Annotated in this window: 20 protein-coding genes; 8 read left to right on the forward strand and 12 right to left on the reverse strand. The window is 47.7% G+C overall.

All coding sequences use genetic code 11. The features are described 5' to 3' along the window. Positions 1–3 precede the first annotated feature (3 nt). On the forward strand, positions 4–1,014 hold the full coding sequence (locus tag ABNK31_RS10090; RefSeq protein WP_418892404.1) for a GRP family sugar transporter: 1,011 nt from the start codon (positions 4–6) through the stop codon (positions 1,012–1,014). 102 nt (positions 1,015–1,116) lie between these two features. Here ABNK31_RS10090 and ABNK31_RS10095 read toward each other — a convergent pair whose 3' ends face one another. Together ABNK31_RS10095 and ABNK31_RS10100 are read right to left on the reverse strand one after the other, a co-directional pair. After that, positions 1,117–1,953 carry an Rpn family recombination-promoting nuclease/putative transposase gene (locus ABNK31_RS10095; RefSeq protein WP_418895390.1) on the reverse strand — a complete coding sequence of 279 codons (837 nt, stop codon included), beginning with the start codon at positions 1,951–1,953 and terminating at the stop codon, positions 1,117–1,119. A gap of 78 nt (positions 1,954–2,031) precedes the next feature. Beyond that, positions 2,032–2,703, reverse strand: coding sequence for a rhomboid family intramembrane serine protease (locus ABNK31_RS10100; RefSeq protein ID WP_418892405.1), 672 nt, complete (start codon positions 2,701–2,703; stop codon positions 2,032–2,034). 237 nt (positions 2,704–2,940) lie between these two features. Between ABNK31_RS10100 and ABNK31_RS10105 the strand changes: the two genes are divergently transcribed. From ABNK31_RS10105 to ABNK31_RS10115, 3 genes are all read left to right on the forward strand, one after another. Continuing rightward, entirely contained in the window at positions 2,941–4,884 is a 1,944-nt protein-coding gene (locus ABNK31_RS10105; protein WP_418892406.1) for a glycogen debranching enzyme N-terminal domain-containing protein, read from the forward strand. Positions 4,885–5,100: 216 nt separating this feature from the next. Continuing rightward, complete coding sequence (locus ABNK31_RS10110; RefSeq protein ID WP_418892407.1) at positions 5,101–6,363, forward strand: glycosyltransferase; 1,263 nt, start codon at positions 5,101–5,103, stop codon at positions 6,361–6,363. Between the two features lie 36 nt (positions 6,364–6,399). Next, a complete protein-coding gene (locus ABNK31_RS10115; RefSeq protein ID WP_418892408.1) occupies positions 6,400–7,722 on the forward strand; it encodes a glycoside hydrolase family 57 protein in 1,323 nt (440 codons plus the stop codon). Positions 7,723–8,356: 634 nt separating this feature from the next. On the opposite strand, the gene ABNK31_RS10120 is transcribed toward ABNK31_RS10115, so the two are convergent. From ABNK31_RS10120 to ABNK31_RS10160, 9 genes are all read right to left on the reverse strand, one after another. Then, positions 8,357–8,878, reverse strand: a complete 522-nt coding sequence (locus ABNK31_RS10120; RefSeq protein WP_418892409.1) for a gliding motility lipoprotein GldH — start codon at positions 8,876–8,878, stop codon at positions 8,357–8,359. A gap of 3 nt (positions 8,879–8,881) precedes the next feature. Then, a complete protein-coding gene (locus ABNK31_RS10125; RefSeq protein WP_418895391.1) occupies positions 8,882–10,012 on the reverse strand; it encodes a PSP1 domain-containing protein in 1,131 nt (376 codons plus the stop codon). A 367-nt stretch (positions 10,013–10,379) separates the two neighbouring features. Further along, complete coding sequence (locus tag ABNK31_RS10130) at positions 10,380–11,498, reverse strand: ATP-binding protein (protein ID WP_418892410.1); 1,119 nt, start codon at positions 11,496–11,498, stop codon at positions 10,380–10,382. A gap of 227 nt (positions 11,499–11,725) precedes the next feature. Then, positions 11,726–12,676, reverse strand: a complete 951-nt coding sequence (locus tag ABNK31_RS10135) for a methylenetetrahydrofolate reductase (RefSeq protein WP_418892411.1) — start codon at positions 12,674–12,676, stop codon at positions 11,726–11,728. A gap of 134 nt (positions 12,677–12,810) precedes the next feature. Further along, positions 12,811–14,133, reverse strand: coding sequence for an RIP metalloprotease RseP (gene rseP / locus ABNK31_RS10140; RefSeq protein ID WP_418892412.1), 1,323 nt, complete (start codon positions 14,131–14,133; stop codon positions 12,811–12,813). 39 nt (positions 14,134–14,172) lie between these two features. Beyond that, the gene (locus ABNK31_RS10145; RefSeq protein WP_418892413.1) at positions 14,173–15,333 is read right to left on the reverse strand and encodes a 1-deoxy-D-xylulose-5-phosphate reductoisomerase; all 1,161 of its coding nucleotides are present in this window, start codon (positions 15,331–15,333) and stop codon (positions 14,173–14,175) included. Positions 15,334–15,399: 66 nt separating this feature from the next. Next, positions 15,400–15,930: a ribosome maturation factor RimM gene (gene rimM / locus ABNK31_RS10150; protein ID WP_418892414.1), complete on the reverse strand. Its 531-nt coding sequence runs from the start codon at positions 15,928–15,930 to the stop codon at positions 15,400–15,402. A gap of 7 nt (positions 15,931–15,937) precedes the next feature. Then, a complete protein-coding gene (locus ABNK31_RS10155) occupies positions 15,938–16,531 on the reverse strand; it encodes a DUF4290 domain-containing protein (RefSeq protein ID WP_418892415.1) in 594 nt (197 codons plus the stop codon). Positions 16,532–16,535: 4 nt separating this feature from the next. After that, a complete protein-coding gene (locus ABNK31_RS10160; RefSeq protein WP_418892416.1) occupies positions 16,536–17,480 on the reverse strand; it encodes a glucosaminidase domain-containing protein in 945 nt (314 codons plus the stop codon). 40 nt (positions 17,481–17,520) lie between these two features. On the opposite strand from ABNK31_RS10160, the gene ABNK31_RS10165 reads away from it, so the two are divergent. Next, complete coding sequence (locus ABNK31_RS10165) at positions 17,521–18,003, forward strand: cytidine deaminase (RefSeq protein WP_418892417.1); 483 nt, start codon at positions 17,521–17,523, stop codon at positions 18,001–18,003. A 2-nt stretch (positions 18,004–18,005) separates the two neighbouring features. Here the strand turns inward: ABNK31_RS10165 and ABNK31_RS10170 are convergent, their stop codons facing one another. Then, a complete protein-coding gene (locus ABNK31_RS10170; RefSeq protein ID WP_418892418.1) occupies positions 18,006–18,509 on the reverse strand; it encodes a DUF4348 domain-containing protein in 504 nt (167 codons plus the stop codon). 392 nt (positions 18,510–18,901) lie between these two features. Here ABNK31_RS10170 and ABNK31_RS10175 point away from each other — a divergent pair, with 392 nt between their 5' ends. From ABNK31_RS10175 to ABNK31_RS10185, 3 genes are all read left to right on the forward strand, one after another. Then, positions 18,902–20,005: a hypothetical protein gene (locus tag ABNK31_RS10175; RefSeq protein ID WP_418892419.1), complete on the forward strand. Its 1,104-nt coding sequence runs from the start codon at positions 18,902–18,904 to the stop codon at positions 20,003–20,005. Positions 20,006–20,217: 212 nt separating this feature from the next. Continuing rightward, positions 20,218–22,239, forward strand: a complete 2,022-nt coding sequence (gene uvrB, locus ABNK31_RS10180; protein WP_418892420.1) for an excinuclease ABC subunit UvrB — start codon at positions 20,218–20,220, stop codon at positions 22,237–22,239. Positions 22,240–22,383: 144 nt separating this feature from the next. Next, positions 22,384–24,051, forward strand: coding sequence for a formate--tetrahydrofolate ligase (locus tag ABNK31_RS10185; RefSeq protein ID WP_418892421.1), 1,668 nt, complete (start codon positions 22,384–22,386; stop codon positions 24,049–24,051). Positions 24,052–24,310: the final 259 nt, after the last annotated feature.

Below are 24,310 nucleotides of genomic sequence, written 5' to 3' on the forward strand. Positions count from 1 at the left end.
CATATGTTTATCGTACAAAATTATCCGTTCGCCGTGTTGCTTTGCGTTATCACCATGCTATGCTGGGGATCGTGGGGCAATACGCAGAAATTAGCCGCCAAAACGTGGCGGTACGAATTGTTCTATTGGGACTATGTCATCGGTATCGTACTGCTCTCGCTCATCTCCGGGTTTACGTTAGGAACCTTCGGAGACCAGGGTCGTAGCTTTACCGACGATATTGTCCAGGTTAGCTCCAATAATTTTTGGAGTGCATTTCTGGGCGGCATTATTTTTAATGCTTCCAATATCTTGCTTTCCGCTTCGATATCACTTGCGGGAATGTCGGTCGCTTTTCCGATAGGCGTCGGACTCGCACTCGTATTAGGAGTATTCATCAATTACTTGGGCGCTCCCAAAGGTGACCCTGTTATTCTTTTTCTCGGCGTGGCCCTCATTGTCATTGCTGTCATATTGAATGGGATCGCTTCGGGGAAAAAGAGTTCGGGAACGGAGGAAAGCAAGACGAAAAAGAAGGGTATCATCATCGCCATTTGTGCGGGAATCCTCATGTCTTTCTTTTACCGGTTTGTCGCTTCGGCAATGGATTTGAATAATCTGGAGAATCCGACACCGGGCATGCTGACACCTTACGGCGCATTTTTTATCTTCTCGTTAGGTATTTTGGGCAGTAATTTTATCTTCAATACGTTTGTAATGAGGAAGCCCTTCTTGGGAGAACCGGTAAGTTATTCCCGGTACTTTAAAGGCAGTCTGAAAACACATTCGGTAGGAATACTCGGAGGGGTTATTTGGGGAATAGGGACATCACTCAGTTACATTGCGGCGGGAAAAGCCGGCCCGGCCATATCGTATGCTTTGGGACAAGGCGCGCCGATGATTGCCGCTTTATGGGGTGTATTTATATGGAAGGAATTTAAGGGATCGCCTAAGAGTGTCAATCAACTGCTTATCGGGATGTTTATTCTGTTTATTACCGGATTAGCATTGATTGTCGCCTCGGGCGGAAATTGAAAAGGATAGATAATGTATTGACAAAAAAAGCGTATGGACTTCGTTATCTATTCGAGTGCCATACGCTTTTTCTATTTATTTTAATAGAAAACGTTTTCGCCGCTACAGTTTTTCTATCGCATCCATAGAAAGATCCGTCAATCGGGCAATGACGCCAACCGAAAGACCTTCCGCTTTCATTTTTCGGGCAATTTCGATTTGCTTGTTCTCTTCACCTTCCTTTCGACCTTCTTTTTTAGCGGAATCAATCGTATTTACGTAGTCACGATAGACTTTAATGCTTTCGTCATACCTTTCACGCTCTTCCGTATCCAAAGAAGCTAAGTCCACCGTTTTTTCCAGTTTCTTAAAGACCTTCTTGTGATCTTTGAAAGGGATTGATTTTAATATTTCCATATTTTTAAGTGTATAAATCCATTTATCAAAATTCGTATCGCATTCGTCTTCCTGCTTAGTAAAAGAAGGAAGTTCGATGAAAATAAAACGCAATTTATCACTGAATTGTTCATGTGTTTCACGGTCGGCAAGGATAACATTTGTACGCAATTTATGCGGTATGCTGTTTAACCGGAAGTTCATAAAAAAGACTCCGTAAACCGCCTTAACATCAAAATGCCATTCTCCTCCTGCACTCCCTTGGCGGGTAATAATGTGGGAAAGATAAAAAAGCGCCCGTTCGCGAAAATAGGTTTGATAACCGTTCTGCATTTCCACAATGAAATTAGTTCCATTGCTGTCGGTACAGTAAATATCATAAATTGCACCACGAAAGCCCTTAAACACCGGCAAAATCTCCTTATCCATGAAGGTAATGTCCGTTATTATTCTCTCATTTACCAAAAGATCATTCAGAAAATCGATCAACAAATCTTTGGTATCCTCTTGCCCGAAGATTCTTTTGAATCCCACATCAGAAAAAGGATTGATAAACCGTTCCATGTCTTCAGTATTTATATACAGCACAAAGATATGGCTTTCCCATATCTTTTCCAATTTAATATTATCCTTTTAGGTACCTTAATGTTCGGGGTTAACCTCTTCTTCATTTTCATCCTCTTCTTCCTCCCACTCCACGGGCGGTTTCTGCGGGCCGTGACGGCGGAAGACAAACGCAATAATAAGCCCTGCAAACGCTCCGGAAAGATGCCCTTCCCACGACAAGTCGGCATCGACATATTCGGCAAACGGGAACATGCTCCAAACCATGCTTCCATAAATGAATGCAATGACCATCGATACGGCCACGAGTGGAATGTATTTACGGAAAAGACCGCTAAAGAAAAGAAAAAACACCAAGGCAAATACCAATCCGCTCGCGCCGACATGATAGGCTTGCCGGCCTATTAACCAGGTGAAAAATCCGCTTAACAACCACAGCGAAAGCAACGAACGAAAAGCGATTTTATTGTAAAAATAAAACAGGAACCCTATTAACAACAGCAACGGCAGCAGATTAGAGAACAAATGGGACACGGACGAATGTACAAAAGGTGAAAATACGATGCCCGGCAATCCCCTCACCTCCCGCGGAAGAATGCCTTGTTGAAAAATCCCGAGAGAAAGCCCTTCCACCCGGCTCATTAAAAAAGCCAATCCGATAAGTACCACAATCACGATGGCCGGAAGCAACGCCAGCCACATCCGCTTTTTATCGATGTCTATTCCCGAAGATTGATGCATGCTATCCATACGCCCCTTACTTTTTATCCGGCTATATTCATCCGCCAACCCTCAAAAGCGGTTAGACGGACCGGATATCCCTATTTTACGCTATTTCCAAAACAAAAATACGAATAAATACGTTTTATTCCTACACAAGAAGTAAAATGTGAAATTATCGGAATTTTATTTGTGCAATAATTTCTTAATTGCTACCTTGCGGAAACATTTGATATTACACACATGAATTACTAATTCCATTTAGCGATGAGTTATCTGAAATTCGATAAAGATCTGATGATCAATCTGGAGTACTCCCTTTACCGAAACGTATTGAGGACAAACCGCCGAGGCGCTTACCAAAACACCTCCATCTCCGGGTGTAACACCACCAAATACCAAGGACTCTTAGTCATGCCGGCGCCTTATTTAGATGACGAAAACCATCTGATTTTATCGTCGTTCGACGAAACGGTCATTCAGCATGGAGCGGAATTTAACTTGGGCATCCACAAATATTCGGGCGACAACTATAGTCCCAAAGGCCATAAATACATCCGGGAATTTAATTGCGACAGCGTTCCGAAAACCATCTATCGTGTGGGAGGGGTGGTCTTATCGAAAGAAATTATGTTCTCTTCGAAAGAAAACCGCCTCATGATCCGCTATACGCTGATGGACGCCCACTCGCCCACGACCATCCGCTTTAAGCCTTTTCTGGCTTTCCGCAAAGCTTCGGAACTGACCAAAGAAAACGATCAGGTCGACCGTTCTTATCGCGAGGTGGAAAACGGCATCAGTACCTGCATGTATCCGGGCTACCCCGAGTTGTTCATGCAGTTCACCAAGAAGCCCTCTTTTGTGTACCACCCCGACTGGTACCGGGGAATAGAATACTTACAGGATATGCAGATGGGTGACACTTACCAGGAAGACCTGTACGTGCCGGGGTATTTCGAGATGGATATTCAAAAAGACGAAGAGATTATTTTCTCTGCCGGAGATATATTCGTTGACACGGGCTCATTGAAAAAAGAATTCGATTTTGAGATTCACAAACGAACGCTGCGATCGAGTTTCTATAATTGCTTGAAAAATTCGAGCCATCAGTTTTATTATATTCCCAAAAACAACGAAAACTATCTGTTGGCGGGTTATCCATGGTTTAAAGTGCGGGCGCGCGACCAGTTTATTTCGCTTCCGGGATGCACCTTGTCGGTAGACCGCCCCGACGATTTCGAAAAGATTATGGATACGGCGATCCCGCATTTGGAAGACTTCATGCACGACCGCCCGCTGAAGAATAATATAAAGCAAATAGAAGACCCGGATGTGCTGCTGTGGGTAATCTGGGCTTTACAACAATATTGGAAAGAACGGAAAGAGCCTTTCCTGAATACATACGCGACCTTTTTGTTTTCGGCGATGGAATACCTTCGGGGGAGTATGCACCCCAATCTGGCGGTGGACGGAACAACCGGATTGGTTTCGACTTACGGCCGTGAAACGGCTGTCAGTTGGATGAATGCGACCATCGACGGCCGTCCCGTCGTTCCCCGTTCGGGATATTTGGTGGAATTTAACGCTTTGTGGTATAATGCGGTGATGTTTACGCATGAAATAGCCGAACAGACCAACAACCGTGCGCTGGCCGATACGCTCGAAGATGCGGGCGAGCAAATACGAAAATCGTTTTTGGACGTGTTTATGAACGATGCCGGCTATTTGTATGATTATGTCGACGGATATTATGCCGACTGGAGCGTACGCCCGAACATGATTTTTGCGGTTTCGCTCGACTATTCGCCGTTGGAAAGGCGTCAAAAGAAATCGGTGATTGACTATGTCACCAAGGAACTCCTGACTAACTGCGGGATACGTTCGTTAAGTCCCAAGAGCGAAAAGTTTCGTCCGCATTACACGGGCTCTATCGATGATAAGAAGTTGGCCTATTTCAACGGAATGGCTTTTCCTTGGCTGCTGGGGCCGTATATAGAGGCCTATCTGAAAGTCTTCCACATGAGCGGACTGTCGCTTGCCGATCGCATCATGGTGAATATGGAGGACGAAATGCAGAATGATTGCATCGGGAGCATCTCGGAGTTATACGATTCCAATCCGCCTTTTACGGGACGCGGCGGATACTCGTTCGCCATGAGCGTGGCGGAGTTGTTACGGGCGCAACGGCTTATGAAGAACGATGAGGGATGAGGGATGAACGATGAGGGATGAACGATGAGGGATGAACGATGAACGATTGTCTCCCGTCTTTAGACATTCGACATTCGATCTTAGACTTGTCATTTGTAATTTGTAATTTATAATTTGTCATTCGTAATTTGTCATTTGTCATTTGTAATTCGTAATTTGTATTTTGTCATTTGTAATTTGTAATTTGTAATTTGTAATTTGTAATTAATATAAAGGATGAGGGCATTAATGTTTGGTTGGGAATTTCCACCGCATATTTTGGGAGGACTTGGGACGGCCAGTTACGGGCTGACCAAGGGAATGGCGAAGCAAAACGATATGGAAATCCTTTTCGTAATCCCCAAACCGTGGGGCGACGAGGATCAGAGTTTCCTGACCATGATCGGCGCGAACAATACCCCCGTGGTTTGGCGCGACGTACCGTGGGAAACGGCCAAATCGAGGCTTGAAAAATGTATGGACCCGCAGGAGTACTATCATTTGCGCGATCATATTTATGCCGACTTCAACTATATGCACACTAACGAGCTGGGATGCATCGAGTTTTCGGGGCGTTATCCGAATAACATCCTGGAAGAAACCAATAATTATTCCATTGTCGCCGGTGTGATCGCCCGCACTTACTCGTTCGATGTAATCCACGCCCACGATTGGCTCACCTATCCGGCGGGACTGCATGCGAAGAGCGTTACGGGCAAACCGCTGGTCATCCACGTGCATGCGACGGAATTCGACCGTAGCCGGGGAAAACCCAATCCTGTGGTATACGGCATCGAAAAAGACGGCATGGACCACTGCGACCATATTATCTGCGTGAGCGACCTCACCCGCAAAACCGTCATCGAAAACTATCATCAACCTCACTGGAAAGTAACCACGGTACACAATGCCGTGGAACCTCTCAGCCCCGAAATAGAAGCCCTCGAAAGGCTTTCGGGCGTACCGGAGAAGGTGGTCACGTTCCTCGGGCGTATAACCATGCAAAAAGGCCCGGAGTTTTTTGTCGATGCCGCCACGCAGGTACTAAGCAAGACCGACCACATTCGTTTCGTCATGGCCGGCAGCGGCGACATGATGGATCAGATGATCCGGCTGGTGGCCGACCGCGGCATTGCCGGCAAATTTCACTTCACGGGTTTTTTGCGCGGCCGGCAAGTGTATGAAATGCTCAAATCGAGCGATGTATATGTCATGCCTTCGGTATCGGAGCCGTTCGGCATATCGCCGCTCGAAGCCATGCAATGCGGCGTGCCGAGCATTATATCGTATCAGTCGGGCTGCTCGGAAATTCTGCATAACGTGATAAAAACCAACTACTGGGACGTGGAGGCGATGGCCGATGCCATTTACTCGATATGCACCTATCCGGCCATGGCGGAGTACCTGAAAGTGGAAGGTAAAAAAGAAATTGATACGATAACGTGGGAAGATGCGGGACGCAAGGTACGCGAGGTGTACGACCGCGTCGTCCACTCTTAAAACGAAAACTAACACAACTCTATAACGAAGGATCAAATGAAAACGATTTGCTTTTATTTTCAGATACACCAGCCGTTCCGGTTAAAAAGATACCGTTTCTTCAATATCGGAAGAGACCATTATTACTACGATGATTATTCGAACGAGGACATCCTGCAACAGATAGCCGGCCGTTCCTATATCCCCGCCAACCGCATGCTGCTGGATCTCATCCGTCAATACAAAGGCAAGTTTAAGGTGGCGTTCTCCATATCGGGCGTCGCCCTCGAACAACTCGAAATTTACTCGCCCGAAGTGATCGACGGACTGCGTGAATTGGCCCGTACGGGAAATGTGGAATTTTTAACGGAGACCTACGCGCACTCGCTGGCGTCTTTGGCCGATCCCGAAGAATTCAAACAACAGGTGGCTATGCAGGCGGAACGCATCAAGATGCTCTTCGACCAAACGCCGACGGTTTTGCGCAACACCGAGTTGATTTATTCGGATGACATTGCCGATATGGCTTGCGAAATGGGTTACTCCAAAATGATTACCGAGGGCGCTAAGCATATTCTGGGATGGAAGAGCCCCAACTATCTTTATCAATCGCAAAACCGCCCCGAACTGAAACTGCTGTTGAAGAACTCGCGTTTCAGCGACGACATTACCTATCGTTTTTCCAATTATAACTGGAGCGAATATCCGTTGACGGCCGAAAAATTCATTTCGTGGATCGCCGATACCCCGCAGGAAGAACAGGTGATTAACTTATTTATGAATTACGAAACGCTGGGTAATCTGCAACCCTCGTATACGGGAATTTTCGAATTCATGAAGGCTTTGCCGCGATTTGCCTTCGATCAGGGAATCGGCTTCGCCACCCCATCGGAAATCATGGATGTGCATAAGCCGGTAGGGGCGATTAGCGTCCCGACGCCTATTTCGTGGACCGATGAGGAGCGCGACGTGGGCGCTTGGTTGGGCAACACCTTGCAGAAAGGCGCTTTTAAACTGCTTTACGACATTGCCGAACGCGTACGCCTTTGTACCGACCGCCGTTTGAAGCAGGATTGGCTCTACCTCCAATCGAGCGATCATTTCTATTATATGTCGACGAAGCATTTTTCGGGAGGCCACAGCAATTTCAGCCCCTACGAATCGCCCTATGATGCGTTTAACAACTACATGAACGTACTGAGTGATTTCATCGGCCGTATAAAGGCGCAATATCCCGACACCGTCGATAACGAAGAATTAAACTCGTTGCTGACGACCATCCGCAATCAGGAAATCGAAATCAAACGATTGGAATTGGAGCTGAAGAAGGTCATCGGCAGGAATGAAGAAAAGTTAGTCGTCAAACAAAAAGATAAATAATCATTTTTGCTTTCTGCCTTTTTCATCCCTCTCCGGGGAGTTCTTGGTTACTGGATTTCTTTTCTATTACCTTTGGAGAAAAAAGAAAAGGGCGGAAAGCTTTTTCAGGCTGTTCCGCGATAGGCAGATTCCCTGAATGCGTTTTTTTCGCTCTAAACCGGAAAAGGATGAAAAATAATGCACCGAATAGACTCCAATACAAAAGCGGGAAGTTTTGATGTGCCCGGTGTTGTTCCAAACAGACAATTGTAGGGGTTTTATACGTTGTGTTTTCATTCAAAACGATGATCGGGGACTTTCTTGAGTTCAACTTTTCTTCAAAAACGATGGTTTGGAACTTTCTTCAACTAAACTTTCCTCCAAAATGGTGTTTTGGAACTTTCTTCAACTAAATATTTCTCCAAAACGGTGTTTCGGAACTTTCTTCAACTAAATGTTTCCCCAAAACGGCGTTTTGAGACTTTCTTCAACTAAACTTTTCTCCAAAACGGCGTTTCGGAACTTTCTTCAATTAAATGTTTCTTCAAAAACGGCGTTTTGAGACTTTCTATCGTTCAATGTCGATCCAAACGGACGATACAGGACTTGTCTGACATCGATTTTGATTCCGGCAAAAGACTTCGGTCAAAAACCTTTAGAAAGGCCACCATGGCAAAACGTTCGCCTTCGCCTCTTCGGGAACGATCCGGACGCCGATTTTAGCGATACCGGTAAGATATTTATCACTCATCAAATGGCGCACGCTTAATGCATACCGGCCGGCCGTGTCGAGGCGGACATTGTCGAGATACGGCACCGAGAGCTGATTCTCTCCCCCCACTCCACTACCGAGCCATTTGCCGTGTGCATCCGACAAGCGGATAGATACCGTATCGCTTTTCGTTGCCGCAAGCCCGAAATCAGGATCGATTCGTACCCATAGATCCTGGTACGGATATGAATTGGTATAGGTAATCTCGAGCGACACCGCATAGCGGGTGGACGGATTCACAGCGGGAGAGTCCACTTTGAAAACGACCGCGCTATCGCGGTTCCACTCATGCTGATCTATAAGATGGAAACGATAGTACACCTCCTCGCCCGGAGAACACGATGCAAGCAGCACCATCGTCGAAACCGTTACCGCTATGGCGGCGCCAAGGACACTCTTTCTCATGTTTTATTCGGGATTCTTCGGAGGACGGCGGATGTTCGGCCTTCTCGTATCGGACGAAGGATTGTCGGGCTTTTTATTACGCGGTTTACGCCGTCTTTTGGACGTTTTGCGCGACTCTTCATCGAAGCGCGTAATACTGTGATCGCCCAATACATCGCCGTTAAAATCCGTCTCTTTCGGTGCGGAAGACTTCGGCTCGGGATTGAGGTTATCGGGCTTGATGCCTTTTTTATTCAATTCAATGATCTCGGATACCCGGTCTTTGGAAACGGTCTCGAGATTGGCCGGATCGTTTTTAGCGGTAGAGTACATCATCGTGCCGGAAAAAATATCGGATTTGAAATGAAAATAATCCGACTCTTTCGTTTGCAACACAATCTCACGCGAAGGCAGGCTGCGTTGCGCTTCCACATAGGCATCGACTTCATAATTCATGCAACACTTCAGCTTTCCGCATTGTCCCGCGAGTTTTTGCGGGTTAATGGAAATGTCCTGACAACGTGCGGCCGATGTCGATACCGATACAAAGTTCGACATCCAGCTACTGCAACAGAATTCGCGCCCGCAGGGTCCGATGCCCCCTATGCGTCCGGCTTCCTGCCGCGCGCCGATCTGTTTCATCTCGATTTTCACCCGAAACTCGCCGGCAAACACTTTAATGAGTTCGCGAAAGTCCACACGGTCATCGGCGATGTAATAAAAAATGGCTTTATTGCCATCACCCTGAAACTCCACATCGCCTATTTTCATCTGCAAACCCAAAGCATCGGCAATCTCGCGCGAGCGGATCATCGTCTGCTGTTCGCGGGCCTTCGCCTGTTCGTACTTTTCCATATCCGACGCGCGCACCAGGCGGTACACCCGCTTAAGGCCGCCGTTACCGTCTTCGCGATAATTGTTCTTTTTCATTTGCAGCTCCACCAGTTTTCCGGTGAGCGTCACCATCCCTACATCATGGCCCGGGATCGCTTCGACCGCCACCATATCGCCCTGCGTCAATTCGATATGATTACTATTGATGTAATATCCTTTCCGGGTATTTTTGAACTGCACCTCCACCATATCGGTTGCCGACTGCATTTCGGGAAAGTCCTGAAGCCAATCGTACGTATGTAGTTTATTGGCGTGCGGCATGTAACCGAGAAGGCTTTTTAGCGGGCACTCTTCGGCGCAACTGCCGCCGGAACAGCAGCCGCCGGATTTCGGGAAAGACGCTTCGTCAGATATATGATAGTCGGGAAGATTACCTCCCGTTTGATTCGATAATAATTCTTTGTCCATAAATATTTATATATATCACATTCTCATCGCCCAAAAAGGCCGCGGGGAATGTTAATTTCAGTTTTTAGTTTTCAGTCGCCGGTCTCCGGACGCCGGTCTTTTCGTCATTGCGGGCTTGACCCGCAATCTCCCGATAACTATCGGGCATCGGCATAACTCATAACTCATACTTCATAACTCATACTTCATCCTTCATCCTTCATCCTTCATAACTCATCCTTCATAACTCATCCTTCTTTAGCAGCACCGTTACTTTCAAGCAAAGGTCGAGAAAAATAATTTTAGCATTGCCGTTTTGTTCAATTTGCCGGTAAGCCAATGAAAATTCATCGTAAAACGCTTCGATATTTTTTTCGTTGATAAAAGGGGCGAAACGTTGGCCGAACGCTTGCTCTTCGTAATCGAGATACACCATCTCCGGCTGGTGCAGGTTACTGATAAAATACTCGCGGAACATCGACAGGCTGTATTCGAGGAAACTCTTTTGCGTTTCACGTCCGGCAGAGGCCAGTTCCCCGGCAGTTTCCTTAATCAGTTTGATGTTTCTCGACACCGACGAACGCATCATTTTAACGAAAAGATCGAAAAAATGCCGCCGCTCGTCCGACGATTGAACGATTTCGATGGCGCGCGAAAAACTACCGTTGGCTATATGGGCGACCGCCTTGGCCGTATCCGGATCCAAAGCGAGCGTATGCCGTACGGCGCCCACCATATCGTCATACCCAATGGCGCGGACAGGCAACGGTTGGCAGCGCGACCGGATGGTCTGCAAGACATTCTCCGGATCGTCCGATACCAAAAGGAACACCGTATTGGCCGGCGGCTCTTCAATCATTTTGAGCAGTTTGTTCGCACAAGCCTCGTGCATTTTTTCCGGCAGCCACACAATCATCACCTTGTAGGTAGCTTCATATACTTTCAGGTTGAGCTTACGAATGATCTCGTCGCTCTCTTTGGCATAAATCACCCCTTGCGCATTCTGCGCATCGATAAAGCGAAGCCAGTCATTCAGATTGAAATAGGTGTTTTGCAACAAAAACTGACGCCACTGCGGCAGATATTCGTCACACACTTTCGATTTGATCACCGGAAAAACAAAATGCAGGTCAGGATGAGCCAGCTTGTCGAATTTCTGACACGACGGGCATTTGCCGCAAGCATCCTCTTCACCGCGATGTTCGCAGTTCAGGTATCGGGCGTAAGCGATGGCAAGCGGTAGCTTCCCCACCCCTTCCGGGCCGTAAAACAGCCGCGCATGCGGAACCAACCCCTGACGAACCGAATCGATCAGGTGCTTCTTAACGTCGCTTAACCCTATGATATCCCTGAAATACAATTACAAATTACAAATTAAAAATTACTAATTACTAATTACTAATGACTAATGACTAATGACTAATGACTAATGACTAATGACTAATGAAAAGTCTAAGGTCGAATGTCGAATGTCTAAAGACGGGAGACAATCGTTCATCGTTCATCGTTCATCCCTCATCGTTCATCCCTCATCCCTCATCCTTCATTCCTCATCGTTCATCCCTCATCCCTCATCTCTCATCCTTATTAATAGATTTCCTTCGCGACCTTATACACACTTTCGCTCGCCATCAACGAGTAGAAATGGATTCCCGGCACACCGCCGGCAATCAACTCTTTGCACTGAGCCGTACACCACTCGACCCCCACCTGCTTCGCCTCGTCATCGCTCTGGCATGTCCGCAAAGCCTTGGCAAGTTCCTCCGGAAGATCGGTTCGGAAAATGCGCGGTAACACCGTCAGTTGATTCTTCAAATGAATCGGCTTTATTCCCGGAACGATCGGCACGGTAATGCCTTCGGCGCGGCAACGATCGACAAACTCGAAGTATTTGCGGTTATCGAAAAACATCTGCGTGACCAAATAATCGGCTCCGTTTTGCACTTTCATTTTCGTATAAAACAGTTCCGACTCCATGTTGGGCGACTCTTCATGCTTTTCGGGATAACACGCCATGCCGTACGAGAACGGAATCTCCGGCGGCGTTAGCGACGAGCCGTCAAACGACACGCCCCGATTAAAATCATTCACCTGCTCCTGAAGTCCCGATGCATGCGGATGGCTGTCTAAGTTCCGTTGCAGCGCGTCGAGATTTTTAGTATCGCCGCGAAGCAACAGCAAGTCCGTCACACCCAAGAACGAAAGGTCGATGAGCGCATATTCGGTCTCCTCTTTCGAGAACCCTTGCGATATGATATGAGGAATCGCTTTGATGCCATATTTATTCTGTATGGCGGCGGCAATAGCCACCGATCCCGGACGTTTCCTCACCGATATTTTGCGATACACCCCTTCCGCATCTTCCTTATACATGCTTTCGCTGTGGTGCGTCGTAATATTGATATACTTCGGGTCGAACTCTTTCAACCAGTCAATCACCGCAAACACCTGCCGGATACTGTTTCCTTTCAGGGGCGGCAACAACTCGAACGAAAAAGTCGCCTTCGATGTTTCCTGAATTAAATCAATTACCTTCATAACAATTACTAATGACTAATTACTAATTACTAATTACTAATTACTAATGACTAATGACTAATGACTAATTACAAATGACAAATGACTAATGACCACTCACCGGTTTCCAATCTCCAACCTCCAATCTCCAACCTCTATTGAAATATCGCCCGGAAGATATCCATTCCATTGGCATACAGCACCAGCCCGATTAACAGAATCATGCCGGCTATCTGCGCATATTCCATGAATTTTTCGTTGGGTTTACGCCCCGAAATCATCTCAACAAGCAAGAACAGTACATGGCCTCCGTCTAAACCGGGGATGGGAAGGATATTCATAAAAGCCAATATCACCGACAGGAAGGCCGTCATCATCCAAAACGACTGCCAATGCCAGGTAGGCGGGAACAGGCTGCCGATGGCGCCAAAACCGCCCAACGACGAAGCGCCCTCTTTCGTGAACACATATTTGAATTGGGCGACATAATCTTTCAACGTTTCGATACCCAGCTTGATTCCTGCCGGGAACGATTCGAAAAAGCTGTACTCGCGCGTCACAATAGGGTAAATCTGCCCGGCGCTTTTGGCATAGAAACCCAATGCTCCGGCCGAATCGACCTGTACGGCGGCGGTTTGCAATGCTCCGGCACGATAATAATCGACCGTTATCTCTTTACTCTTATTGCTATCCAGCGCCGTTTTGAAGTCTATGAACGAAGGCGTGCTCACCCCGTTCACTCCCACCAGGCTATCGCCCGCAAGCAAGCCGCCCTTAGCCGCATTGCCTCCTTCCAGCGTCTCGTAGATAACCGGCGGCACCCGATAAGCGGCAAAACCTTCTTTATCTTTCAACAGTTGCTGCATCAGATCATCGGGAATATCCAATACCGTCTGTTTGCCGTCGCGCAAAACCGTCACTTTCTCGGCATCGGCGATATCAAGCAAGGTACGAACGCCAAAACGGTCGAGTACTTTATCATCGGCCGTCAATAAGATGTCGCCGTCACGGAAACCCGCACGCTGCGCAGCCTGGCTGAATTCCATCCCCTGCGACACATTCTTCAACGGCAGATAACTGTCGCCCCATGAGAACAGAACCATCGAATAAATAAAGAACGCCAGCAAAAGGTTGAATACCACGCCGGCAATCATCACCAAAAGACGTTGCCAGGAAGGCTTGCTGCGAAACTCCCACGGCTGCGGCGGCTGTTTCATCTGCTCCCGGTCCATCGACTCATCGATCATTCCGGCAATCTTCACATATCCGCCTAAAGGCAGCCAGCCGATCCCGTACTCGGTGTGGCTGTTACGCGGCTTATAGCGGAACAACGCAAAGCCGGCATCGAAAAATAAATAGAATTTCTCTACTCTTATCTTAAACATCCGAGCGAAGATATAATGACCGAATTCGTGTATGACCACCAGGATCGACAAACTCAAGATCAATTGTAACGCTCTCATTAAAAATGCTTCCATAAAAATTCACACCCTCTCGAAGGGGACAATGTATACGTGTTAATGAATAAATCCGGCCGCTATGCTCTTGGCTTCGGCATCGGTTTGTAAATAATCGTCGAGTGAAGGAGCCGCCACAAACGACGCCCTTTGCAATGTCTTTTCAATGACATCACTCATCTGCAAATATCCGATCTGTTCCTGCAAAAAGGCCGCCACCGCCACCTCGTTCGCCGCATTCAGGATGCATGGCATATTGCCCCCCCTGCGGATACTCTCGTAGGCGAACGCCAGATTGCGGAACTTACCGGTATCGGGCTTCTCGAACGTCAGGCAGGCCAGCTTGAACAAATCCAGCCGCGGCACGTCCGAAACCAACCGTTCGGGATAGGAAAAGGCGTATTGAATAGGCACCCGCATATCGGGCATCCCCAACTGTGCGATCACGCTTGCATCCTCGAACTGCACCATCGAGTGAACGATGGACTGCGGATGGACGACAATCTCGATTCGCGACGGCTCGACATCGAAAAGCCATTTGGCCTCGATCATTTCGAAGCCTTTATTCATGAGCGTCGAAGAATCGATCGTCACCTTGGCGCCCATACTCCAATTCGGATGGTGCAATGCCTGCGCCTTGGTAACATGTTGTAACTGCTCTTCCGAAAATGTGCGGAAAGGGCCTCCCGATGCGGTAAGGAACAGCTTGTCGATGCGATTGTTTCCTTCGCCGTTCAAGCATTGGAAGATAGCCGAATGCTCGGAATCGACCGGAAGCACGGGCGTACGATGCTGTAACGCCAAAGCCGTGATAAGCTCGCCCGCCACCACCAGTGTTTCCTTATTGGCCAACGCGATGGTCTTGCCGGCCTCGATGGCGCTGATCGTCGGTTTCAGGCCTGCAAAGCCGACCATTGCCGCCAGCACCATATCGATATCTTTTTCGCGTACCACTTGCTCCACCGCTTCGTCGCCCGTCCATACTTTAATGGGCAAGTCGCTCAACGCCTCTTTCAGGCGTGTATATTGATCGGGATTGGCGATGACAACCACTTCAGGCAAGAATTTCCGCGCCTGCTCGATCAATAAGTCGACGTGGTTTTTCGCGACCAAAGCATACACACCGAAACACTCCGGATGCTTGGCGATAACATCCAGCGCTTGCGTTCCGATGGAACCGGTAGAGCCTAAAATAGCGATATTGCGTTTATTTTTTTCCATTTATCTAAAAGAATATTGTCCGCCGGTTATACCGGGAACACCGTTTCCGGGCGACACCGCCGGTAATTACTCGCGGTAATCGATCAGTCCTTCGGGAAGATCCATGTCGATAATTTTCTGTTGTTCATCCACACCGGTAATAAAATCTTCAGTGGCGGGAATCAAATAATCCGTTTCCGGATCACGCACGACAAAAAGAATATTCAACGTGCTGTCCTCGACCTCTTCAATCACTCCCAACTCTCCATGAGCACGGTCGACGACGGTATAGCCGATAAAAAAGCGCCAATCGGCTCCCTGTTCACCCGGATGATCTTCCGACAAGCTTTCGCGCGGAAGATAAACCCGTAAACCGGCATAGCGCGCCGCCTGCGTTTCATCGTTTATATCGGCGAACTTTACCCGCAGGATATCATCGGAATGGAAGGCCGTATTTTCAACAAAAAAAGGAACCGGAAGGCCATCGATTTCTAAAAAATAATACGGCGCATCCGTATCGGTAAAGCCGGGACGGTCGAAAAGCAAGAGTAACTCGCCTTTAATACCGTACGCTTTCAGTAAACGTCCGGCCGGATGCACATCATTCCGTGAAATCATCGACGAATTATCGTTTCCGTTGGACTTTAATATTCTTTAAATTGTTACGGTTGGCATTCACTTTCACATCGGGAAGCTTATAAGCTTCAACGCTCAGATCTATTTTGCCGTCCGACAGTTCGAATAAGTCATGAAAGATCTTTTGGTCATCCACTTCTTTATTCCACTGCGTGTACGACTTTTTCATCTGATTCAACAAAAGCCGTATAAGTTGATCTTTCTTTTCGCCATCCTCCATATCGGCCGCCAACTGAATCATATTCTCCATGATCTTTCCGTAATGGCGGTAATGCATGTCGGGGCGGCTATAATCCAAGTGCCCGGGCGCGGAATTCAGATCCTCCCTCTTTACAACCTCATAGGGATAGTCTATATCGAGTTTAAAGTCAGACATGATGGCTAAATGATCCCAAAGGATATGCTTGAAATCATTCACATCGCGCAAGTGGGGAAACATATTTCCCATGACCGTGATAACGGAATCGGCACATTTACGGCGATCTTCCCGGTCTTTCACCGCGACGCAATGATCGACCATATTCTGGATATTCCTGCCATATTCCCGCATCACTAATTTTTTAAGTTGTGTATTGTATTCCATATATTTATCGTAATTTAAGCACGTCGCCTTCTTCCGGGACATACTCGTAGTCTTTTTTATTCAATTTGTATAAGTTTTTGAGCCGTACGCCATATTTCTGCGAAATACTGTGCATCGATTCGCCCACTTCCACCACATGTTCGAAATAAGGCTTGTCGGCTCTCGATTTTTTCTTCTGAAAATAAACAACATCTCCCTCGTTCAACGGAAAATCTTCGGGGACTTCGTTAAAGTGGAGCAAATCTTTTTCCTTAAAGCCGAATTCCTGAGCGATGGACGCATACGTATCGCCCTTTACGGCGAGGACATATACCAATCCGTGAGTCAGGAAAGGCTGATGCTCCCAAGTCGCATTCGCCACTTCGCGTTCCTTTTCTTTTTCCCGCTGTTTAGGAGTAACACTCTTGCGATACTTCTTATCGTCGAAGCGGAAAAGCTCATAATCCTCAATCAATTTAATCAGCTTATTGGCATAAGCGCGGTCGGTCGCATAGCCCGACTTCTGCAATCCTCTCGCCCATCCCTTATAATCGGTAATCGGCAGTTCGAATAACGCGCTATAACGACTACGCAACAAGAACTCGGAATGATCCTGATAAGATTGCTCCGCCCGGTCATACTTGCGGAAACAATCGTTCGGCAGGTCATCGGCGGCATAGACACGGCCGCCCCGCCAATCGCGATGGCATTTTATACCGAAATGATTGTTGGACCGCCGGGCCAAATCGCTTTTTCCCGCACCCGATTCCAACAAAGCCTGCGCCAACGTAACGGACGCCGGTATTTTGTATTTGTCCATGTGCTCTATGGCCAAATCGCTGTATTTGTCTATATACTCTTCATAAACCTTACTACGATACTGAGCGAATGCTTCGGTAGCGAGAAATAAAAGAGGAAATAATAAAATAAAACGCGAAATATGTATATATTTGTGCTCTATATTGTACATCACTATCAATTTGCAGGAATCATTTTATCCGTTTATCAAAATGAAAGAAATTAAATTAACCACAAAGATACATGTTTATCCGTTAGAGGAGTCTTCCGAAATCGAAAAAAAACTTATAATGTCCGCAAAAAAAGCCTCTTTACATGCTTATGCCCCTTATTCTAAGTTTCACGTGGGAGCAGCAGTGTTATTGGAAGGGGGTGAAATCGTTTGGGGAAACAACCAGGAGAATGCCGCTTATCCCTCGGGATTGTGTGCCGAAAGAACGACGGTGTTTGCGGCAAATGCTACCCATCCCGACAAAGCCGTTGAGGCGATCGCGATTGCCGCCTCGGTGAACGGACAGTTTACCGAAGCGCCTGTTACGCCTTGCGGCTCCTGCCGGCAAGTCCTTCTGGAAACACAGAACCGGTTCGGGCGCCCCATTAAAGTGCTCATGTATGGAGGAGGGCAAATTTATGCGGTGGATAGCATCAAAGACATACTCCCTTTGAGTTTCGGCGAAGAAATGCTGAAAGCATAACATCAGAACGATGTTTCGTTAAGCGTCACCAAGAACCATTGATTATCGATTAACTTGAAATAATAATTGGCGTAGATGCCGTTATCGATTCCCCGTATTTCCACGACCGCGGTATCGCTGGTAAAGCGCACGGTTTGATAATATTTGTCATACGTGCGCGTGGCATACGTGCTGTCGTAATACAAATCGAGCATTTCCCAATCGTATTTGTCGATAGTTTCCGTCATCGGCGCCATTCCCTCATCTTGCTCATCCGGCACGGTTGCCGTGATGGGAAATTTGACCCTTTTCAACTGAAACGACTCTCTGGCGCTAAAGCTATCAAGGAATGCGCGGAAATCCTCCGCTCCTCCCGGATGGTCGGAAGAAGAGCCAGCCGTTCCTAATTCTACGTCAACATCTTCCCGACCGGTCGTATCACGATCTTTCTTATCGCCCGGACTCTGAGAGCACGATAAACAAAAAAGAAGAATAAAACCCAACGAGAGTGTATGCTCTATTTTCATTTTACACAATTTTAAGTACAAAGATACGCAAAAGCTGCTAGTTGGCGAAGGCTTTTGCGCTACTTTTTTTTGCGGGATCAAACCGAAGCGCTACGGTAAGCCTTCACCGGGACATCGCAGGACAAGGCTATCGCCGACGTCATCAAAGAGCAGCCGGACGTCCCATACCGCGGACTGCCTGGCGATTACGACGGCATGTTCAAATTCAAATACAAACTCTCGAAGATACTCATCTATGGCGACCGATCCAAACACTGGAAAAAACTTCAGGAAAAGATACCGGTTATCAAAGAGTGAAGAGAAATGGAAAAAGACGTTACGTCATGGTTAAATACACAGCAAATTGTTATCTTTGCGTGGTCATTTTGTCACGATAATTAAAAATTCAAGATATGTCTCAAATTTGTCCTCTTTGCGGAAAAAAGAAAGCGGAAGAAGCATTGTTTTGCGACGCTTGTACAAAAACGATAAAGAGTGAGTACGAAATAACTGTTCCGGAGGCGACGCCATCGGAAGCCGAATTCAACGAAACGGCGCCGGATGCTGCTTTTCCGCTTTCCGACTCGGAGATCCGGCAAGAAGATCCGGTATATATCCGTCCGCAACGGCCCCGAAGGGCGAAGAAGGCCTTTCTATGGATCGTGGTTTTGGCTGTAATTGGTACTCTCGCATTCTTCGGTTACCGCTATATCACCCGGCAAGGCAATCTCGAACGCACGGCATGGGAGACGGCCGTTAAAGAGAACACCGTCGAGAGTTTTCTCGCCTATATGGAGACCCATCCCCAGGGCATCCATTACGAAGAGGCGCAGCAAAACCTGTTGAAACGAAAAGGGGAAGAAGCCACGGCATGGGAAACCATGAAGGCCTCCGACAACACGGCTGCGCTGCGCGATTTCGTCCGAGACTATCCGAAAAGCCCTTACAATACATTGGTGAAAATTCGACTGGATTCTCTCACGTGGGAAGGCACCTTGCGCGAAAACACGGCCGAAGCGTATTCAAACTACATGGTATTGTCGGAAAGCGGTGATTTCAACGGAGATTATTATGCCGAAGCCCAAAAGCGTTATGCAATGCTGTTTCAATCTTATCCGGTCGATAAAGCGGTGCTCGACAGTATTCAAGCTACCGTCGACGGGATCTTCACGGCATGGTCTACGGCCAATTATGCCGCCATTACGCCTTTTTTGGCGCCTTCCGTCAGCCGTTTCTTCGATATAGGCTCCGCAAAACGTGAAAAAATAACCGGACAATTATCGATGGAGATGGCTAAATCGGAAAATGCCCCGCGAAAATTAGTACCCGACATCGAAGCTATACAATATGAGAAAACGCTCGACGACCGGTATAAGGTGAATGTTCCCTTGGTAAAAACGATCGGCAAGGATCCGGATGTAAAGGAAATACCGGGTTATATCGTTCATATCGAATTGGATTCCGCATTCCTTGTTACGGCTATTTACGAAACAAAACCTTATACGTATGCGCCGTAAAATGACAAATAGTAAATTAGCAAATGTGCAAATGAGTAAATGTGTAAATGTGTAAATGTGTAAATGAGTAAATGAGTGAATGAGTGAATGAGTGAATTTGCAAATGGGGGGACTGGGAGAAAAAAGGACGAGGAGACCGGAGACCGAAGACTGAAGAGCGGAGACGGGAGACCGGAAAACGAACCATTATGTTAAGGGATTGTTAATAGATTATGAATTTTGAACTGACTTCACAATACGCCCCGACCGGCGATCAACCGCAAGCCATTAAAGCGCTCGTCGAAGGGCTCGAAAGCAACGTGCCTTATCAAACATTATTGGGGGTGACGGGATCGGGTAAGACCTTTACCATCGCCAACGTCATTGCGGAAATCAACAAACCGACATTAATCATCAGCCATAATAAAACGCTGGCTGCACAGTTATATAGCGAGTTCAAGGGTTTCTTCCCGAATAACGCCGTGGAGTATTTTGTTTCTTACTACGATTATTATCAACCCGAAGCCTACCTCCCGACGACCGACACCTATATCGAAAAAGACCTCGCCATCAACGACGAGCTCGAAAAGCTACGCCTGGCAGCCACCTCGTCGCTGCTTTCGGGACGTAAAGACGTCATTGTCGTCTCTTCGGTTTCGTGCCTCTACGGTATCGGTAACCCGGAAGACTTTAACAAAACGACTATCGACCTGAGGGCCGGCCAGAAGATTGAACGCGATGTGTTGCTGCGGCTCTTGGTGGCAAGCCTGTATTCGCGCAACGAAACGGTTGAGTTCACGCACGGTAATTTTCGTGTCAAGGGCGACACGATCGACGTATTTCTGGCTTACAGCGACGATATTATCCGCATTATATTCTGGGGCGACGAAATCGAAAGCATCGAGTCGATCGATCCCCTCAACGGCGTAACGACAGAACGTTTCGACACCTACCGCATCTTTCCCGCCAACTTGTTTATCACCACCAAAGAACGCATTTTCCGGGCGTTGGAAGAGATACAGATCGATTTGGGAAAGCAAGTCGAGTTTTTCCAGTCGATTGGCAAGCCGCTCGAAGCGAAAAGACTTCAGGAGCGGGTGACTTACGATGTGGAAATGATCCGCGAGATCGGTTATTGTTCGGGCATCGAAAATTATTCGCGTTATTTCGACGGAAGGGCGCCGGGAACGCGGCCGTTCTGCCTGTTGGACTTCTTCCCGAAGGATTACCTGACGGTCATTGATGAAAGCCACGTCACCATTCCGCAAATACGCGCCATGTACGGCGGCGACCGCTCACGCAAGCTCAATCTGGTGGAATACGGCTTCCGCCTTCCGGCAGCCATCGACAACCGCCCGCTGAAGTTCGAAGAGTTTGAAGCCATCACGCCGGAAATTATCTTTGTAAGCGCCACCCCCGCCGACTACGAGCTGGAAAAATCGGAAGGCATTGTTGTCGATCAATTGATACGCCCGACGGGGTTGCTGGATCCGCCCATCGACGTGCGGCCGAGCCTGAACCAAATCGATGACCTCATGGAAGAAATACAACTTCGCATTGAACGCGACGAGCGGGTTTTAGTCACGACCCTCACCAAAAGAATGGCGGAAGAGCTCACGGATTATCTGTTACATAACGGCGTGCGATGCAATTACATTCACTCGGATGTAGAAACGTTGGAACGCGTAAAGCTCATGGACGAACTGCGCAACGGTCTTTTCGACGTATTGATTGGCGTGAATCTGCTTCGCGAAGGGCTTGACTTGCCGGAAGTGTCGCTCGTGGCGGTTCTGGACGCCGATAAGGAAGGGTTTCTGCGCTCGCACCGGTCGCTTACGCAGACAGCAGGGCGCGCTGCCCGTAACGTGAACGGAAGGGTGATTTTCTATGCCGACAAAATGACGAACAGCATGCGCATAACCATCGAAGAGACCAACCGCCGACGGGAAAAGCAGATTGCCTACAATGAAGCCCACGGCATTACTCCGCAGCAAATAAAAAAAGCACGCTCATCGGCGCTCGGCGGACAAACAGCGCCTGTGGCCGAACCGAAAGCTTATGTGGAACCCATATATGGGCCTTCGATAGCCGCCGAACCGGTCGAGAAATACGAAACAACGGACGATTTGAAAAAACAAATTGAGAAAACACGCCGGGCTATGATGGATGCCGCCAAAAAACTCGAATTCCTCGAAGCGGCTCAATTGCGCGACGTTTTAATCCAGTTGGAAGAGAAAAAGAAAATATCTAATTAAATAATGACGAATAACGAATAACCAATTACTAATGACGAATTGCTAATTACTAATGACGAATGACTAATTACGAATGAAGTCGAAGGTCGAATCGATCGTCATCCTAATGAAATGACTGGAGATTGGAGACAATTAAAACAAAATATGAAATCAGATATTCAAATAGCAAAAGAGACCCCTCTGAAAAGAATTAAAGAAGTGGCCGAGGGCATCGGCATTCCGAGAGAGGAAGTACATAATTACGGACGCTATATGGCGAAAATCCCTCTGCATCTTATCGATCCGGACAAAATCAATCAGAGTAATCTGATCTTAGTGACGGCCATCACCGCCACAAAAGCGGGAATAGGCAAAACGACCGTCTCTATAGGATTGACGCTGGGACTGAACAAGATCGGCAAAAAGGCGATCGTCGCCTTGAGGGAGCCGTCGCTGGGACCCGTCTTCGGCATGAAAGGCGGCGCAGCGGGAGGCGGATACGCACAAGTGCTTCCGATGGAAAATATCAACTTGCATTTTACCGGCGACTTCCATGCCGTCACCACGGCACACAATACCATTTCGGCTCTGCTGGACAATTATATATACCGCAACCGCGGCGGAAAGAAGACTTTGAAAGAAGTCTTGTGGAAAAGGGTGATGGATGTGAACGACCGCAGCCTGCGCTACATCGTTACGGGACTTAACGGTCCGGCCAACGGCATTCCGCAGGAATCGGGCTTCGATATCACGGCCGCTTCCGAATTGATGGCGATCTTATGCCTTGCCGAAAGCGAAGAAGATCTTCAACGCCGTATCGACAACATCTTACTCGGCTACACCATGGACGGCGAACCCTTTACGGTGAAGGATCTCGGTATCACCGGCGCTATTGCGGTATTGATGAAAGACGCCCTGGCACCGAACCTCGTTCAAACTACCGAAAACACCGCCGCATTTGTCCACGGAGGCCCTTTCGCCAATATCGCCCACGGATGCAACTCGGTGTTGGCAACTAAAATGGCTATGACTTTCGGCGATTATGTGGTGACCGAGGCTGGCTTCGGAGCCGATTTGGGAGCGGAAAAATTCTTCAACATCAAATGTCGCAAAAGCGGACTCAGCCCGAAGCTGACTGTGATTGTAGCGACCGCCCGGGGATTGAAAATGCACGGGGGAACACCCGAAAATGACATCGCCCGTCCCGACCCCAAGGGATTGGTAAAAGGACTGGAAAACCTCGACAAACACCTTTCCAATCTGGCGGGTTTCGGACAATCGGTGGTGGTAGCCTTCAACCGTTATGCTTCCGATACGCAGGAGGAAATCGATACGGTGAGCCGTTTCTGCGAGCAACGCCACATTCCTTTCGCCATTAACGAAGCCTTTACAAAAGGCGGAGAAGGGGCTGAGGAGCTTGCCCGTTGCGTAGTGGAAACCATCGAGAAAAACCCGTCGGGAAAACTGATCTTGACGTATGATGACAACGATGACTTGGAAACAAAAATCAACAAAGTCGCCACATCTATCTACGGCGCCGGAAGCGTTGTCATGGCAGAGAAAGCGCTGAAGAAATTGAAGCATATCCGCGGCACACGTCTCGAAAAAATGCCAGTATGCATTGCCAAAACGCAGTATTCATTTTCGGCCGACCCGAAAGCATATGGTGTGGCACGCGGCTTTCAACTTAAAATAAACGATTTGGTGATCAATCAGGGAGCCGAATTCATCGTGGCTATCGCCGGCGAGATGATGCGTATGCCCGGATTGCCGGCAGACCCTCAGGCCAAGCATATCCGACTCGTGAACGGCGAAATTGAGGGATTGAGTTAACGGGCAACAAGGAAAGGAATATATCATTGCGAACTCGATCCGCAAACCGGGTTCGACTTAGGGAGGAACCTGAGCCGAACCCGGGTCAAGTCCGCGATAAAGAAAGAGAAACTTTCGCAAAAAGAACAATTTATTCCTTTTATTCGAACATTTATTTGTAAAAAACCGTTGTATTTTCTGAAATTATAACCAAAGCCGGACGATACAGTCACTGCCCGCAAGGAGTGTCATGCTTATTTCCGAAAGGTTACGAACAAAT

Origin of the sequence: Limibacterium fermenti (assembly GCF_041902845.1) — a bacterium.
GTDB lineage: Bacteria > Bacteroidota > Bacteroidia > Bacteroidales > Dysgonomonadaceae > Limibacterium > Limibacterium fermenti.